Source organism: Bradyrhizobium barranii subsp. apii (assembly GCF_011516635.5).
GTDB lineage: Bacteria > Pseudomonadota > Alphaproteobacteria > Rhizobiales > Xanthobacteraceae > Bradyrhizobium > Bradyrhizobium barranii.
On record NZ_CP096255.1, the window covers coordinates 4,581,787 to 4,596,153 of the forward strand.

The following is a 14,367-nucleotide window of genomic DNA, read 5'->3' on the forward strand; positions in this document are numbered from 1 at the left end:
CTTGTGTGGCCGCAGCGCTGGGCGATCGGTCACGGACAAGGTGGCAGCGAAGACCGCGCCTTCAGAGGTGCCGCGCTGAGTTTGCTGATCGCGTGAACGAGCCTAGAGAGTTCGGTGGCTGGATCAGCTCAAAATATCCTTCTGCATCTTGCCGCCGTAGAAATGGAAGAACGGCACCGGCGCGTCGTGACGGAGCGGGCCTGTGGCAAGGCGCGTGTCGAGCTCGTTGAGCACGTTGCGTGTCATCGGGTGCAGATCGGCGAGCGGCTTTGAGCCGAGTTCGACCCAGACCAGCTCGACCAGTTCGGCATCCGCATGGATCACCCCCTCGACGCGGTGGGTGATCGCGGAAGCGTCCGCCGTGAAGAAGCGTGTGTCGAAGCGCTTGACGCGGCCGGGCGGAGTGATCGCACGCGCGATCAGGAACAGGCTGGAGGGATCGGGCAGCAGGCCCGCATCCGCGAACGGCTTCCAGGCGCCCTCGAGTTTTGCTTTCCCCTCGGTCTTGCGTCCGAGGCAGAGGCCGGTCTCTTCGCAGGCCTCGCGGATTGCGGCAATCGCCAGCGACTTTGCGCGCGAGGCCGGAGTCTTCGGGCTGCCCTTGGCGAGATTGGCTTCCAGCTCGGCGGTGATGGGGGCGGCGACCGGCACGCGGTAATCGTCCTTGTCGACGCGACCGCCGGGGAAGACGAACTTTCCGGGCATGAACACCACCTTGTCGTGGCGCTTGCCGACCAGGACTTTTGGAATGTTGCCGCTGCGATCGACCAGGATCAGCGTCGCAGCATCGCGGGGACGGAAATAGGGATGGTGGTCGGCTTCCTTGCCCTCGTGGATCTTGGCCTTCTCGGCTCCCTGCGACGTATCCGTCATGTCCTCACCCAAACCGCTTTTTGATTATTTGCTTAGACCGGCGGAATACCATCCGGAGGGTTGTCGTCAAAGCCGTGCATGCGCAGAGCCCATTGCAAGCCGACCACAGCTCCCTTGACCGGCTGGAGCAGCGCGAGCGAGGCGACGAAGGTGAAGGGCAGATAGGCCGCGAAGCTGAGCCAGACCGGCGTGGTGTAGTTGGTCTCGATCCAGAGGATCGTGGGCACCACGATGTGGCCGACGATGACGATCACGAGATAGGCCGGCAGATCGTCGGCGCGATGCGGCGTGAAGTCGAGGCCGCAGACCGCGCAATTGTCCGCGGTTTTGAGGAAAGCACGGAACAGCTTTCCCTCGCCGCAGCGCGGGCAGCGGCCGCGGAAGCCGCGCTTCATGGCCGTCCAGACGTCGCGCTTCTCGACGAGACCGGTTTCGCGCGTCCAGGTCTTTGGGGCCGTGCTCGTCGTCACCATGCCTTGCCCTTCTGGCCCTTGCCTTTCCCTTTGGCTTTCTTGCCCTTGCCGGGCTTCTTCTGTTTCGCCGCCTTATGTTTCTTCGCCGGACTGCGTCCGGGATGCGCCTTGAACGAGGGGCGGCGTTGCGGACCGGATGGCCTGCGGCCGCGCGGCGCGGTCTCGCCGGTCGACGACAGCAGCTCGAAGCGCAGCGCGCCTGCGATGGGAGCTGCTTCTATCAGACGGACGTCAACGACGTCACCCAGCTGATGCATGGTGCCGCTGCGCGTGCCGACGAGCGCGTGCCGGCTCTCGTCATAGTTGAAATATTCCGTGCCAAGGGATCGGATCGGGATCAGGCCGTCGGCGCCGGTCTCGGCGAGCTTGACGAACAGGCCGGCGCGGGTGACGCCGGAGACGCGGCCCTGGAAGCTCGCGCCGATGCGGTCGGCGAGGTGATGGGCGATCAGCCGGTCGACGGTTTCGCGCTCCGCCTTCATCGCGCGCCGCTCGGTCACCGAGATGTGGGCTGCGACCTCGCCAAGGCTTTCCGGCGTCTCGCTGTCGGGCAGGGCGCCTTCGCCGAGACCGAGCGCGCGGACCAGCGCGCGGTGCACGACGAGGTCGGCATAGCGTCGGATCGGCGAGGTGAAATGCGCGTAGCGGCGCAGGTTCAGGCCGAAATGACCGTAATTCTCGGCGGAGTATTCGGCCTGGGCCTGGGCGCGCAGCACGACCTCGCTCACCAGCGGGAAGTGGTCGTGGCCTTCGAGCTGCGCCAGCACGCGGTTGAACAAAGCGGGCCGCAGTGCGCCGCCTTTCGCGAACGGAACGTCCAGCGTCTCCAGAAACTCCGCGAGCGCGTGGACCTTCTCCAGCGTCGGCTCGTCATGCACGCGGTAGATCAGCGGGAGAGACTTCTTCTCGAGCATCTCCGCTGCCGCGACGTTGGCGAGGATCATGAACTCCTCGATCAGCTTGTGCGCGTCGAGACGTTCAGGCACGACGACGCGATCGACCGTGCCGTCGCTCTTCAAGAGGATCTTGCGCTCGGGCAGATCGAGATTGAGCGGATCGCGCTCGTCGCGGGCGCGCTTGGCGCAGGCATAGGCGGCATAGAGCGGCCTCAGGATCGGATCGAGCAGGGGGCCGGTGGTGTCGTCGGGCCGACCGTCGATCGCGGCTTGCGCCTGCGCATAGTTCAGCTTCGCCGCCGAGCGCATCAGGATGCGGTGGAAGCTGTGCGAGCGCTTGCGCCCGTCGGGGCCGAGCACCATGCGCACTGCGAGCGCGCCGCGCGGCTCGCCCGGCACCAGCGAGCAGAGATTGTTGGAGATGCGCTCGGGCAGCATCGGCACGACGCGGTCCGGGAAATACACCGAGTTGCCGCGATCGAGCGCGTCGCGGTCGAGCGCGGTGCCCGGCCGCACGTAGAAGCTCACATCGGCAATGGCGACATCGACGATGAAGCCGCCTCTGTTGTTCGGATCAGGATCGGGCTGCGCATGCACCGCGTCGTCGTGATCCTTCGCATCCGGGGGATCGATGGTGACGAGCGGCACGTCGCGCCAGTCTTCACGTCCCTTCAGATTGGCCGGCTCTGCCGCTTCGGCTTCACGCTCTGCCGCGGGCCGGAACTGCAGGGGGATGTCGTGCGCGTAGATCGCGATCAGGCTGATCGCCTTCTCCGACTTGACCGAGCCGAGCTTCTCCTTGACCCGGCCCGAGGCCAGCCCAAAGCTGCGGGTGCGGACGATATCGACACTGACGAGGTCGCCGTCCCGGGCGCCGTGCGTGTCGGCTGCGGCGATGTTCAGCTCGCGGTCGGCAGACTTCTTGTCGACCGGGACCAGCCGTCCGCCGCCTTCGGGAAGCTCGCGGAACACGCCGAGGATGCGGCTCTTCGTCTTGTCGAAAACCTTGATGATGTGGCCGCGATAGGCCGGGCCTTCGTTCTCGTCCGAGCGCTCGACGCGCAGCAGGGTGCGATCGCCGACACCGGCGGCGGTGCCGGGCTTCGGCCGGCGCGGCATGACGATGAGGATTTTGGGCGGCTCGCCGCTTTCGACCTCGTCCCATTCGGTGGGCGAGGCGATCAGCTCGCCGTCACTGTCACGGCCGGTGATGTCGGCGACCAGCGTCGACGGCAGGCTGTCCGGCTCGGAGACCTTGTGGCGTTTCTTCTTGATGGTGCCGTCGTCGGCGAGCTCGCGCAGCATGCGCTTGAGCTCGATGCGATCGGCGTTCTTCAGGCCGAACTCGCGCGCAATTTCGCGGGTCCCGACCTTTCCGGGATTTGCCTTGATGAAGGCGACGATGGCGCTCCGGTCGGGAAAGCCATGGTCATTCTTGCGTTTCACTTAACCTCTAATTCTTGATCTAGGTCTTGCCGGCACTCTTCTTGGCCGGAGCCTTGGGGGCGGCGGCCTTGGTCGGCGACGTTTTTGCGGTCGACGACACGGCGGCGCGCGCCTTGCTGGTGGATTCGGATTTGGGTTTGGCTGCCTTCTTCGCGGCCGGTTTCTTCGGCTTCGGCGCGGCGTCATCGCCGTCCGCGGACTTCGCCGCAGCCTTCTTGGCCTTGGCCGGCTTCGCGGCTTTCTTCGCCTTGGTCTTGCCGCCGCCCTTGGCCGCGCGCTCGTCGATCAGCGCGATCGCCTGCGGCAGCGTGACGGTGTCCTTTTCGAACTCGGCCGGGATCGTCGCGTTGACGCCGCCTGCCGTGACATAGGCGCCGTAACGGCCGCTCTTCACCGTGACGGTGCCCAGCGTCGGATGATCGCCGATCGCCTTGCCGGGGTCGGCGCCGAAGCGGCGGCTCGGGCCCTTCGCGACCTTTTCCGCGATCAGCGTCACCGCGCGGTTGAGGCCGATGTCGAAGACTTCGTCGCCGCTCTCCAGGCTGGCGTAGGTCTTCTCGTGCTTCACGAACGGCCCGAAACGGCCGAGTCCTGCCGTGATCGGCTGACCGGTCTCCGGATGCTTGCCGATCTCGCGCGGCAGCGACAACAGCTTCAGCGCAAGCTCGAGCTCGACATCGCCCGGCGAGGTGCCCTTCGGGATGCCCGCGCGCTTCGGCTTCTCGCCTTCCTCATAATCCTTGGGCTCGCCGAGCTGGATGTAGGGCCCAAAGCGGCCGGCCTTGACCCAGACATCGCGACCGGTGTCGGGGTCCTGGCCGAGCGAACGGTCGGCGGTGGTCTCGCTGTCGGCGGCGAGCTGGCGGGTGTAGCGGCATTCCGGATAGTTCGAGCAGCCGACGAAGGCGCCGAACTTGCCGGCCTTGAGATTGAGCCGGCCGTTGCCGCAGCTCGGGCACTGCCTGATGTCGCCACCGTCGGCGCGGGGCGGATAGATGTGCTGGCCCAGCATGTCGTCGAGCACGTCGAGCACCTGGGCGACGCGCAGATCCTTGATCTCGTCGACGGCGCCGATGAAGCCGGTCCAGAAGTCCTTCAGCACCTGCTGCCAGGAGATCTCGTTGTTGGAGATGCGGTCGAGCTGCTCCTCCAGATTGGCGGTGAAGTCATATTCGACGTAGCGGCTGAAGAAGCTTTCGAGGAAGGCGACCACGACGCGGCCCTTGTCCTCGCCGTGCAGGCGCTTCTTCTCGAGCTTGACGTAGCCGCGGTCCTTCAGGACCTGAAGGATCGAGGCATAGGTCGAGGGACGGCCGATGCCGAGCTCTTCCATGCGCTTGACCAGCGAGGCCTCCGAGAAGCGCGGCGGCGGCTCGGTGAAGTGCTGGGTGACGGCGAGCGACTGCCGCTTCAAGCCGTCGCCCGCACTCATGGCGGGCAGGCGGCGCGAATCGTCGTCTTCCTCGTCGTCGCGGCCTTCCTGGTAGAGCGCGAGGAAGCCGTCGAACTTGACGGCCTGACCCGTCGCTCGCAGCTCCAGCGTGCGGCCGCCGGCCTTCGCGGTGATGTCGACGGTGGTGCGCTCGAGCTCGGCCGATTCCATCTGGCTCGCGATGGTGCGCTTCCAGATCAGCTCGTAGAGTCGCGCCTGGTCGGCATCGAGCTTGCGGCTCATGCTGTCAGGGCGGCGCGACATGTCGGTCGGACGGATCGCTTCGTGCGCTTCCTGGGCGTTCTTGGCCTTGGCCTGATACTGGCGCGGGGCCTCCGGCACATAGGCGTTGCCGTAATCCTCGCCGATCACCTTGCGCGCCTGGGTGATCGCGGACGGATCGATCTGCACGCCGTCGGTACGCATATAAGTAATGAGTCCGGTGGTCTCGCCGCCGATGTCGATGCCTTCATAAAGGCGCTGGGCGATGCGCATCGTGTGCGCCGGCGCAAAGCCGTATTTGCGGCTGGCTTCCTGCTGCAGCGTCGAGGTGGTGAAGGGCGCCTGCGGATTGCGCCGGGCCGGCTTGGCATCGACCGCGGTCACGGCATAGGCGGCCGCTTCCAGCGCCCTCTTGAAGTCTTCGGCTTCCGCACCGGTGCCGATGTCGAGACGCTGGATCTTCTTGCCGTCGGCGCCGACGAGCCGCGCCTCGAATGCGTCGCCGCGCGGCGTCAGCAGGGTCGCGATCAACGACCAATATTCGCGCGCGACGAACTTCTCGATCTCCAGTTCGCGGTCGCAGACCAGCCGCAGCGCCACCGACTGCACGCGGCCTGCCGAGCGGGCGCCCGGCAGCTTGCGCCACAGCACGGGGGAGAGGGTGAAGCCGACCAGATAGTCCAGCGCGCGGCGCGCCATGTAGGCGTCGACCAGCGCACCGTCGATCTGGCGCGGATTCTTCATCGCATCCGTGACCGCCTGCTTGGTGATGGCGTTGAACACCACGCGCTCGATCTTCTGGTCCTTCAGCGCGCGCTTTTCCTTCAGCACCTCCAGAACGTGCCAGGAGATGGCCTCGCCCTCGCGATCAGGGTCGGTCGCGAGAATCAAGCGGTCGGCGTTCTTCAGGGACTTGGCGATATCGTTGAGCCGGCCGGCCGCCTTGGGGTCGACCTCCCAGATCATCTTGAAATTTGCGTCCGGATCGACGGAACCGTTCTTCGCCGGGAGGTCGCGGACATGGCCAAACGAGGCCAGAACCTCGTAGGACGAGCCCAGATACTTGTTGATCGTCTTGGCTTTCGCCGGCGACTCCACAATGACGATATTCATGTAGTTCCAGTAACTTACGGGGAAATTACGAGCCGCTTTCGATGAGATTCGGATCGGCCGTTTCGACCCGAACATGGGTGGTGAGGCCCTCGCTGTCAAATCGAGGGGTGTTGAAAGCACTCCAAATGGGAAAAGTTTCATATCGAGAAAGTTGCAAAATACCACCTTGGAGTTGCGGTCAATGTCGGCGTAGAGTCGCCCGGGGCATGGATTCGGGTGGGGTCTGGTGACTAAGCCAGGAAAGAAACGGGCGCGCGCCGCGTCAGGCGTGGCGGGAGGCTCGCGCGGTGAGGAACCAGGGGAGGGCGGCGTCGATGAGGCCGTCGCCTTCATCGCCGAGCAGGTCGGGGCTTTGCGCAAGCTCGCCGAGCGCCACAAGCTCGATGTGCTGCACTATCTCCTGGGCATGACCAAGCTGGAGGCGGACGAGCACTTGCGGCTACGGAGCAAGCGCAAGCTGTCGTAGCGGCGCTCACCATCCAATCCGTCATCCTGAGGTGCTCGCGTAGCGAGCCTCGAAGGATGAGCGGCCGAGATGCCGCAGCCGGGCCCTCGCCCTTCGAGGGCCGCTGAAGAAGTGGCCACCTCGGGGTGACGGCGATACATGGAGGCGCGCCGCATCGACGTCGTCATTGCGAGCGCAGCGAAGCAATCCAGAATCCCTCCGCGGTGAAACTCTGGATTGCCTCGCTGCGCTCGCAATGACGGTGTGGTGGCAGCGTGCCGCGATCAGGCTGACCGCCGTCGCGGCGCCGGCCGCGGCTTCACCATCGTGTCCGCGGGACTGAGCAGCCGCCCGTCCTCGGCGCGCATTTCGAGCTTCTTCACCGGTCGGCCTTTCTCGCGATCGAGCAGAATCGTTGCGATCTGCTCGGGGTGATCGTCGAACTCCTCGCTCCATTGCCGCAGCGCTACCAGGATCGGGAAGGTGCCGCGCCCTTTCGGCGTCAGCACATACTCTTGATAGGCGCTGCCGTCAGAGGCGGGGGCGGTTGCGAGAATGCCGTGGTCGACCAGCGCGCGCAGGCGCACCGCCAGAATGTTCTTGGCCATGCCGAGCTTGCTCTGAAACTCGCCGAAGCGGCGCAGGCCGAACAGCGCCTCGCGAATGATCAGCAGCGACCACCAATCGCCGATCGCTTCCAGCGACCGCGCGATCGGGCAGGAATCGCCCTCGAAGCTCGTTCGTCTCACCATCGTCCTGGTCCTGTCGCGTTCGCCCGATTTCGGCGTCGATCACGCGCTTGTGTGGTTGCATCATAAAACCATATGCCCTAGATGGCAACATGGTTTTATAATGCAACCACTGGAGACGATCGTAAGACTGAAGAACAAGACGGCATTGATTACGGGCGGCAACAGCGGCATTGGCCTGGCGACGGCAAAGCTGTTCGTGGCCGAGGGTGCGAAGGTGATCATCACCGGGCGCAACAAGGAGACGCTGGAGGCCGCGGCGAAGGAGCTTGGCCCGAACGGGTTCGCGGTCGCAGCCGACGCCACCGACATTGCCGCGACCGATGCGGCGATCAAGCAAGGCGCCGAAAAATTCGGCAAGCTCGACATCGTGTTTGCCAATGCCGGCATTCCCGGCGGCACGCCGCTCGGTTCGGCGACACTGGAGGTTTTCGAGAAGGTCATCCGCACCAACCTCACCGGCGTGTTCTTCACGGTGCAGTCGGCGCTGCCTTATCTCAACGACAATGCCTCGATCATCCTCAACGGCTCGGTGATCTCCGTGCTCGGCATTCCCGGCTATTCGGCCTATGGCGCCGCCAAGGCCGGCGTGCGCGCGATGGCGCGGATCATGGCGTCGGAACTGTCGCCGCGCGGGATTCGCGTCAACGTCGTCGCGCCCGGCGCGATCCGCACGCCGATCTGGGGCGCCGCGATCGCAACGCCCGAAGCGGAGAAGGAGTTCGAGAAGCGCATCGCGCTGTCGACCCCGTTGGGGCGCATTGGTGAACCAGATCACATCTCGAAGACGGTGCTGTTCCGCGCCTCGGATGATTCAGCGCACATCCAGGGCCAGGAGATCTTCGTCGACGGCGGCGCGGTGGCGTCTCCGAGCGGCGCACCGATCTATCGCGGCTGATCAACGTTTGCGAAAATTGAATCGGTCGGCGCGACGACATCGGTTGCGCCGGCCTGTTCCTACACCTCGGTGGCTGTATTCCTCTGAACCTTCCGTGAGGCGTTGAACCTTCGCTTGCGCTGCCAAGACCCTTTTGCGGGCAGGGTCATAAGACTCACTTTCAGGGAGCCCGCGATGTCAAAAGCAGCTCGTATTTCTTCGTCGATTTCAGAACCGCGATTTACACCGAACATTCCGCCATTCCAGCCAAGCACTCCGATAGGTCCGAGTTCATCGGGGTGGCACTTTTCTCAGGCATCGGGCTTTTCATTTCGCTCGTCGCCGTCATTCTTGGCGTTCAGGGCGCCTGGTTTTAGCGCTGTCGAATTCTCAGCCGCCGCCGGGCTCCGGCAGCGGCTGGTGTCGGCGTAAGTCTTACGCCGCCTGCAGGCTGGTGGCAGCCTGAAGCGCTCCGGCCAGCGCTTTCTCACGATGCTCAGGGCCAACCTGGATGCCGTCGGCGACGATGAATTCGGGGCTCGTGATGCCCATGAACGCGAACACGCCACGCAAATAGGTTTCGAGGTGCTCGAGCGAGGCGGCCGGCGTGCCCGGGCCGTAATAGCCGCCGCGCGAGATCGCCACGATCACGCGCTTGTTGCCGGCAAGGCCCTGCGGGCCGTTCGCGTCGTATTTGAACGTTTTCCCCGCCACCAGGACGCGGTCGATCCAGGCCTTGAGCTGGCTCGGGATCGTAAAATTGTACATGGGCGCGCCGATCACGACGATATCGGCATCGAGGAACTCGTTGAGCACGGCCGCGCTCGCGGCCAGGTCGGGACCGAGTTCCGCCGGCGCCGGCGCGCCTTGCGCGGCCGCAAGGTGCGAGCCGGAGAGGTGGGCGAGCGGAATCTGCGTCAAATCGCGGTAGACGAGGTCGAGCGACGGCGTCGCCTGCCTGAGACGGTCGACGATGGCGGCGGAAACCTGCCGTGAGACGGAGTGGGGGCCGAGCACGCTGGAGTCGATATGGAGGAGTTTCATTGGGGTTCACCTATGGTATAGATTTGTAACCCGCACTACATGAGTGACTGTCAAATTCCCCGCAAGAACGCACTTTTTTGAGCCATGGGCACATCTTTGAGACCTGCACACACCGATTTTCCTGCTCCCCAGATGCCGGATCGCGACCACGCGGACTGCCGCGGGGTCGCCTCGATCCTGGCGCGCGTCGGCGACAAATGGAGCGTGTTCGTCATCATGATGCTGAGCGACGGGCCCAAGCGCTTCAACGAGCTGAAGCGGATGATCAACGGCATCTCGCAGCGGATGCTGACCTTGACCCTGCGCGGGCTGGAGCGCGACGGCCTCGTCACGCGCACGATCTTCCCGACCATTCCGCCGCGCGTGGACTATGAGCTGACCGATCTTGGCCGCGGGCTCCAGCAGCCCGTGATGGCGCTTGGGCTATGGGCGAAGGAGCACCAGGCGCAGATCGCGGCGGCACGCACGCGGTTCGATGAGCGCAACGACACCTAGAGAAGAGAAACGAGACCGCCGCCGTGGCGTTCGAGGCGGCCCGCAAGCTCGAGCTCCAGCAGCACGGTGCGGACGATCGCGGGCGAGGCGCCGGACATCCGCACGAGATCGTCGATCGAGATGGGGGCAGGGCCGAGCAGGCCGGTGATCTGGTCGCGGTCGTGTGATTGCGGGTCGCTCTCGAACGGTTCGCTATCGGGCTCGCTCGCCGGATGCATCAGCGGCCGCTCCATGATCGGTGCGACAGCGTTGATGATGTCGGCGGCTTCGGTGACGAGCGTTGCGCCCTGCTTGATCAGATCGTTGGTGCCGGCGGCGCGCGGGTCGAGCGGCGAGCCGGGCACCGCGAATACCTCGCGGCCCTGTTCGGCCGCCATGCGCGCGGTGATCAGCGAGCCCGAGCGGTGCGCCGCCTCGACCACGACCACGCCAAGGGCTGCGCCCGAGATCAGCCGGTTGCGGCGGGGGAAGTCACGGGCGCGCGGCTCATGGCCGAGCGGCATCTCGGAAATCGCAGCGCCCGCGTGATCGAGGATCGAGGCGAGCAGGTCGCCATGCTCGGGCGGATAGATGCAATCATGTCCGCCGGCGAGCACCGCGATGGTGCCGCTCTCGACACTGGCGCGGTGCGCGGCCTGGTCGACGCCGCGGGCGAGCCCCGAGATGACGATGAAGCCAGCTTCGCCAAGCTCACGCGCGAGCTGGCCGGCGAATTTGAGGCCGGCGCCGGAGGCGTTGCGCGAACCGACGATCGCGATCATCGGCCGCATCAGGGTCGCGGTGTCGCCGCGCACGGCGAGCAGTGGCGGCGCATCGTCGAGTGTCGCGAGCCGCGCCGGATAGCCGTCCTCACCGGGCGCGAGCCAGGCGACGCCGAATTTTCGGCTCGCGGCGAGCTCGGCCTTCGCCTCGTCGGCACTACAGATGCGCCCGGAACGGGCCGCGCCGCCGCGGCGCGCCAGATCGGGCAGCCGCTCCAGCGCGGCGCGCGCCGTGCCGAAATGGTCGACCAGCGAACGGAAGGTGCGCGGCCCGACATTGTCGGAGCGGATCAACCGCAGGCGGTCGATCCTGTCAGGCTCAGTCAGCTCCACGCTCGGATTGATGGCGTCCACGGCGTCTCCTTGTGGGAGTAGCATGGAACAACCTGAGGGCGTGGGCAACAGCGACGTGTGGTCGTTTCTATCGCCCCAATCATGGGCGGAGGAGGAATGGAGCAACGCGCTGCCTCATTCCTCAAGGCCTTTGCTATTCGATGACCTCGTCCGCGCGCACCTGCAACGACTGCGGTATCTCGAGGCCGAGCGCCTTGGCGGTCTTCAAGTTGATGACCGTCTTAAACTGCGTCGGCTGCTCGATGGGGATGTCGGCCGGGTTCGCGCCCTTCAATATCTTGTCAACGAAAACAGTGGCGCGGCGAAACATGGAGGTGAAGTCTACCCCGTACCCTACCAGTGCGCCCCCCCGGGACGCGACGATGGGTGCGGCAATCGATGGCACGCGGCACTTGTCGACAATCGCCGAGACCAACGCCGAATTGGTGACAAACGCATTGGCGTCCGTGATGACGAGACCGTCCATGGCGGAGGAGCCGACGATTGATAGCGCGTTGTCGAGGTCGCCGGGGACGTCAAGCTCGATCGGTCGCAGCTCAACCTTCATTGCCCGCGCGGCGTTCGTCATGGCACTCATGGTGCCGTTGTTCAGGGGGTTGCCTCGCTGCATGAGCACCCCTGCGCGGGTCATCGAGGGAGCTATGCTCGCAAGAACCTCTAACCGCTTCGCAGCTAGTTCTGTAAGAGTCTGTCCGGAAAGATTACCTTGGATTGCATAGCTTTCGCAGCATGAGTCGGATGGAGGCCAGCTTGAGAAAGGCGAGCGCCCTGTGATTGAAGCATTCCCAATCTTTGGACAGTCTTCGGCATCGCCCGAGCCAGGCAAAGGTACGCTCGACGATCCAGCGTTTGGGCAAGACGACGAAACGGTGAGCCTGATCGGAGCGTTTGACGATTTCGAGGTTCACGCGCTTCAGAGCGCTACGCAGCCCCTTCTGGAAATGTGGCCCTTGATATCCGCCGTCGGCGTAGAGCTTCAGAAGAAAGGGATAGAGGCCGAACAACGTTGCCATCAGGAGCACGCCGCCGTCGCGATCCTGGATGTCCGCCGCATGCACGATGGCGTGCATCAAGAGGCCTTGCGTGTCGACGAGAATGTGCCGCTTCTTGCCCTTGATCTTCTTGCCCGCGTCGTAGCCATGGAGATCATGAGGCCCCCTTTTTCAGCGCTTTTCACGCTCTGGCTATCGATGATGGCGGCGGTGGGAGAAGCCTCGCGCTCGGCCCTTTCGCGACATTCGACATAGAGGGCGTGATGAATTTTATCGAGCGTGCCGTTCCAGCTCCACAGATCGAAGTAGCCATACAGCGTCGAGCGCGGCGGCAGGTCCTTGGGGATCGCGCGCCACTGGCAACCTGTGCTCAGGATGTACATCAGCCCGTTGGCAATCTCGCGCAGGTCCACCGTACGCTTGTTGCCGCCGCGCTTGGCCGGCGGGATGCGAGGCGCGATCAGCGCCCACTCCTCGTCGGTCAAGTCGCTCGGATAGCGCAGGCGGCTGCGGTCGTAGCGTGCACGGTTCTCGGTAGTCCACATTGGCGGCGCGTCCCCATCGAATCAGGCCGCTCACCTTGAATCACAACCGATTCATTCGACTCAACATGTTTTGGAACAGACACTAAGGAAAAAGGTCTGTCCCGTAATGTTGCCACCGGGATGAGCCATGCTGGCTGCAAGGCCCAAGGTCACCAGATCGGGACCCACGATCATCACGGTTGGAATTGTGGTCGTCGCACGGTGCGCGGCAAGAACCCCGGGAAATGTGGCTGTCACGAGAACGTCGACGCCGAGGGCGACCAGTTCAGCAGCCAGCGCCGGAAGCCGGTTATCGTCGCCGTCGGCGTCGCGATATTCAACGTGGACGTTCTCGCCCTCAACCCAACCGAGACCGCGAAGCGCAACGAGGAACGCGTCGACCTCCGAATTTCGCGGTGGGGGGAGGAAAAGGCCGATCCGCGAGACGCGCTTCACTTGCTGAGCGCGTGCGGCCGTTGCCCACGCCAACGCCCCGCCAGCCAAAGTGATGAATCCGCGTCGTTTCATAGCACCGCTAAATCGCTTATCCTCTGGCAGAGAGTAAGCATTTTTCGACATTGGTCCAGCCGCGTCAATGAACAGGTTGGGTCAGAAGGCGCACAGCCTAAGCCGAGACGGCGAGAGCGTCCAACAGTCCGGCAATTCGAATCTCATCGCCTTGATTGTCGGGGCAATTTAGAACTAACGCAAAGGTTGCGGCGTTTCCGCGTTAGTGCCACGCGGCCCGACATTGTCAGAGCGGATCAGCCGCAGGCGGTCGATCCGCTCAGCCTCGGTCAGCTCAACGCTCGGATTGATGGCGTCCACGGCGTCTCCTTGTGGAGGCAGCATGGAACAACCTGAGGGCGTGGGCAACAGTTGCGTGCGCTTGATCGGGCTTCAAAGGCGCTGCAGGAAGACCCGACGTGGTCGACGGGTCTTCCGCAAGGTCGTCGATTCAACGCGCGTGGGCCGCCTGAGCGACAGCGACGCCGCTCCGCGAGACGCGAGCGTCAAGGCTGAGCGCACCGGCACCGAAGGCAAAGATCTGGAGCAGGCCGCCTGCCATCATCACGTTCTTGAGGAAGTGGATCATCTGATTCTGGTCGGCAAAGTTGTTGTGGAACGAGACTGCCGCGGCCAGCGAGAATATGGCGAGCGCCAGCGCGACCGAGCGGGCTTGATAGCCCGCGATCAGCAGGAGACCGCCACCGAGCTCGACGAGAACTGCGATCGCATATGCCAACGGGGGCACCGGCAATCCCGCAGCGGCGATGTAAGCGGTCGTCGCACCATAAGCGGTGAGCTTGCTGAAGCCACTCATTGCAAACGGGAGGCCGATCAGCAGGCGGCCAACGAGGGAAGCATAACGGGTCGTATCCATGGTCATCGCTCCTGTGCTTGGTTGAGGTCCGACGGCGGTGACGCACCAGGCGTTTATGGTTCGTAAGAGAGTGCGCGCCGCAGGGCCCTGCGTTGTGACCTCACACTGGCTCGATTGAATCGCGATAAAAATAGAAATAATTGAAAGATACTGTTTCCATTTTTGATCTCATCCGCGCGGCGCCCGCGGACGCGGATGCTCTGGTCGAGCCGCTGGTCCCGGTCGACTGCACGCATGGATCGACCGCGTCCACGTGCGCTTGCGCGACCTCGTCCCGATGCTAAAAG

Annotated in this window: 13 protein-coding genes and 3 pseudogenes; 4 read left to right on the forward strand and 12 right to left on the reverse strand. The window is 64.4% G+C overall.

Annotation, left to right across the window (positions count from 1 at the left end):
• Window positions 1–123: 123 nt before the first annotated feature.
• Genes HAP41_RS21760 through topA form a run of 4 tightly spaced genes read right to left on the reverse strand, consistent with a single transcriptional unit; the run spans window position 124 to window position 6,455 of the window.
• Entirely contained in the window at window positions 124–873 is a 750-nt protein-coding gene (locus HAP41_RS21760; protein ID WP_166097102.1) for an NUDIX hydrolase, read from the reverse strand.
• A 32-nt stretch (window positions 874–905) separates the two neighbouring features.
• Complete coding sequence (locus HAP41_RS21765; protein WP_166097101.1) at window positions 906–1,346, reverse strand: DUF983 domain-containing protein; 441 nt, start codon at window positions 1,344–1,346, stop codon at window positions 906–908.
• Entirely contained in the window at window positions 1,340–3,688 is a 2,349-nt protein-coding gene (gene rnr / locus HAP41_RS21770; protein ID WP_166097100.1) for a ribonuclease R, read from the reverse strand. Before rnr ends, HAP41_RS21765 begins: the two co-directional genes overlap by 7 nt.
• 19 nt (window positions 3,689–3,707) lie before the next feature.
• Window positions 3,708–6,455: a type I DNA topoisomerase gene (gene topA, locus HAP41_RS21775; protein ID WP_166097099.1), complete on the reverse strand. Its 2,748-nt coding sequence runs from the start codon at window positions 6,453–6,455 to the stop codon at window positions 3,708–3,710.
• A 226-nt stretch (window positions 6,456–6,681) separates the two neighbouring features.
• Here topA and HAP41_RS21780 point away from each other — a divergent pair, with 226 nt between their 5' ends.
• Window positions 6,682–6,921, forward strand: a complete 240-nt coding sequence (locus HAP41_RS21780) for a hypothetical protein (RefSeq protein ID WP_071913093.1) — start codon at window positions 6,682–6,684, stop codon at window positions 6,919–6,921.
• 263 nt (window positions 6,922–7,184) lie between these two features.
• On the opposite strand, the gene HAP41_RS21785 is transcribed toward HAP41_RS21780, so the two are convergent.
• On the reverse strand, window positions 7,185–7,652 hold the full coding sequence (locus HAP41_RS21785; RefSeq protein ID WP_085398829.1) for a winged helix-turn-helix transcriptional regulator: 468 nt from the start codon (window positions 7,650–7,652) through the stop codon (window positions 7,185–7,187).
• Window positions 7,653–7,752: 100 nt separating this feature from the next.
• On the opposite strand from HAP41_RS21785, the gene HAP41_RS21790 reads away from it, so the two are divergent.
• Window positions 7,753–8,547, forward strand: coding sequence for an SDR family oxidoreductase (locus HAP41_RS21790; RefSeq protein WP_166097098.1), 795 nt, complete (start codon window positions 7,753–7,755; stop codon window positions 8,545–8,547).
• Between the two features lie 174 nt (window positions 8,548–8,721).
• Window positions 8,722–8,903 (forward strand): annotated as a pseudogene (locus HAP41_RS21795) (hypothetical protein).
• 58 nt (window positions 8,904–8,961) lie between these two features.
• Here the strand turns inward: HAP41_RS21795 and HAP41_RS21800 are convergent.
• Complete coding sequence (locus HAP41_RS21800; RefSeq protein WP_014494708.1) at window positions 8,962–9,570, reverse strand: FMN-dependent NADH-azoreductase; 609 nt, start codon at window positions 9,568–9,570, stop codon at window positions 8,962–8,964.
• 84 nt (window positions 9,571–9,654) lie between these two features.
• On the opposite strand from HAP41_RS21800, the gene HAP41_RS21805 reads away from it, so the two are divergent.
• The gene (locus HAP41_RS21805; RefSeq protein ID WP_028152772.1) at window positions 9,655–10,065 is read left to right on the forward strand and encodes a winged helix-turn-helix transcriptional regulator; all 411 of its coding nucleotides are present in this window, start codon (window positions 9,655–9,657) and stop codon (window positions 10,063–10,065) included.
• On the opposite strand, the gene dprA is transcribed toward HAP41_RS21805, so the two are convergent.
• The 6 genes and pseudogenes from dprA to HAP41_RS21830 form a co-directional block, all read right to left on the reverse strand.
• A complete protein-coding gene (dprA, locus tag HAP41_RS21810) occupies window positions 10,062–11,204 on the reverse strand; it encodes a DNA-processing protein DprA (protein ID WP_166097097.1) in 1,143 nt (380 codons plus the stop codon). The two genes, HAP41_RS21805 and dprA, sit on opposite strands and share 4 nt — an antisense overlap.
• Window positions 11,205–11,313: 109 nt before the next feature.
• Window positions 11,314–11,970, reverse strand: a complete 657-nt coding sequence (locus tag HAP41_RS21815) for an ABC transporter substrate-binding protein (RefSeq protein WP_248577237.1) — start codon at window positions 11,968–11,970, stop codon at window positions 11,314–11,316.
• Window positions 11,882–12,717 (reverse strand): annotated as a pseudogene (locus HAP41_RS21820) (IS5 family transposase). Before HAP41_RS21820 ends, HAP41_RS21815 begins: the two are co-directional and overlap by 89 nt.
• 60 nt (window positions 12,718–12,777) lie before the next feature.
• On the reverse strand, window positions 12,778–13,275 hold the full coding sequence (locus tag HAP41_RS21825; protein WP_224580775.1) for an ABC transporter substrate binding protein: 498 nt from the start codon (window positions 13,273–13,275) through the stop codon (window positions 12,778–12,780).
• Between the two features lie 159 nt (window positions 13,276–13,434).
• Window positions 13,435–13,548: pseudogene (locus tag HAP41_RS50065) on the reverse strand (DNA-processing protein DprA); the annotation flags it as partial.
• Between the two features lie 106 nt (window positions 13,549–13,654).
• Window positions 13,655–14,080, reverse strand: a complete 426-nt coding sequence (locus HAP41_RS21830; RefSeq protein ID WP_063982811.1) for a DoxX family protein — start codon at window positions 14,078–14,080, stop codon at window positions 13,655–13,657.
• Window positions 14,081–14,367 lie beyond the last annotated feature (287 nt).

Bases quoted from the DNA above. Each gene is read 5' to 3' on its own strand.
- HAP41_RS21760 (WP_166097102.1), bottom strand. From the start codon at position 873: ATGACGGATACGTCGCAGGGAGCCGAGAAGGCCAAGATCCACGAGGGC.
- HAP41_RS21765 (WP_166097101.1), bottom strand. From the start codon at position 1,346: ATGGTGACGACGAGCACGGCCCCAAAGACCTGGACGCGCGAAACCGGT.
- topA (WP_166097099.1), bottom strand. From the start codon at position 6,455: ATGAATATCGTCATTGTGGAGTCGCCGGCGAAAGCCAAGACGATCAAC.
- HAP41_RS21785 (WP_085398829.1), bottom strand. From the start codon at position 7,652: ATGGTGAGACGAACGAGCTTCGAGGGCGATTCCTGCCCGATCGCGCGG.
- HAP41_RS21790 (WP_166097098.1), top strand. From the start codon at position 7,753: ATGCAACCACTGGAGACGATCGTAAGACTGAAGAACAAGACGGCATTG.
- HAP41_RS21800 (WP_014494708.1), bottom strand. From the start codon at position 9,570: ATGAAACTCCTCCATATCGACTCCAGCGTGCTCGGCCCCCACTCCGTC.
- HAP41_RS21805 (WP_028152772.1), top strand. From the start codon at position 9,655: ATGGGCACATCTTTGAGACCTGCACACACCGATTTTCCTGCTCCCCAG.
- dprA (WP_166097097.1), bottom strand. From the start codon at position 11,204: ATGCTACTCCCACAAGGAGACGCCGTGGACGCCATCAATCCGAGCGTG.
- HAP41_RS21825 (WP_224580775.1), bottom strand. From the start codon at position 13,275: ATGTCGAAAAATGCTTACTCTCTGCCAGAGGATAAGCGATTTAGCGGT.
- HAP41_RS21830 (WP_063982811.1), bottom strand. From the start codon at position 14,080: ATGGATACGACCCGTTATGCTTCCCTCGTTGGCCGCCTGCTGATCGGC.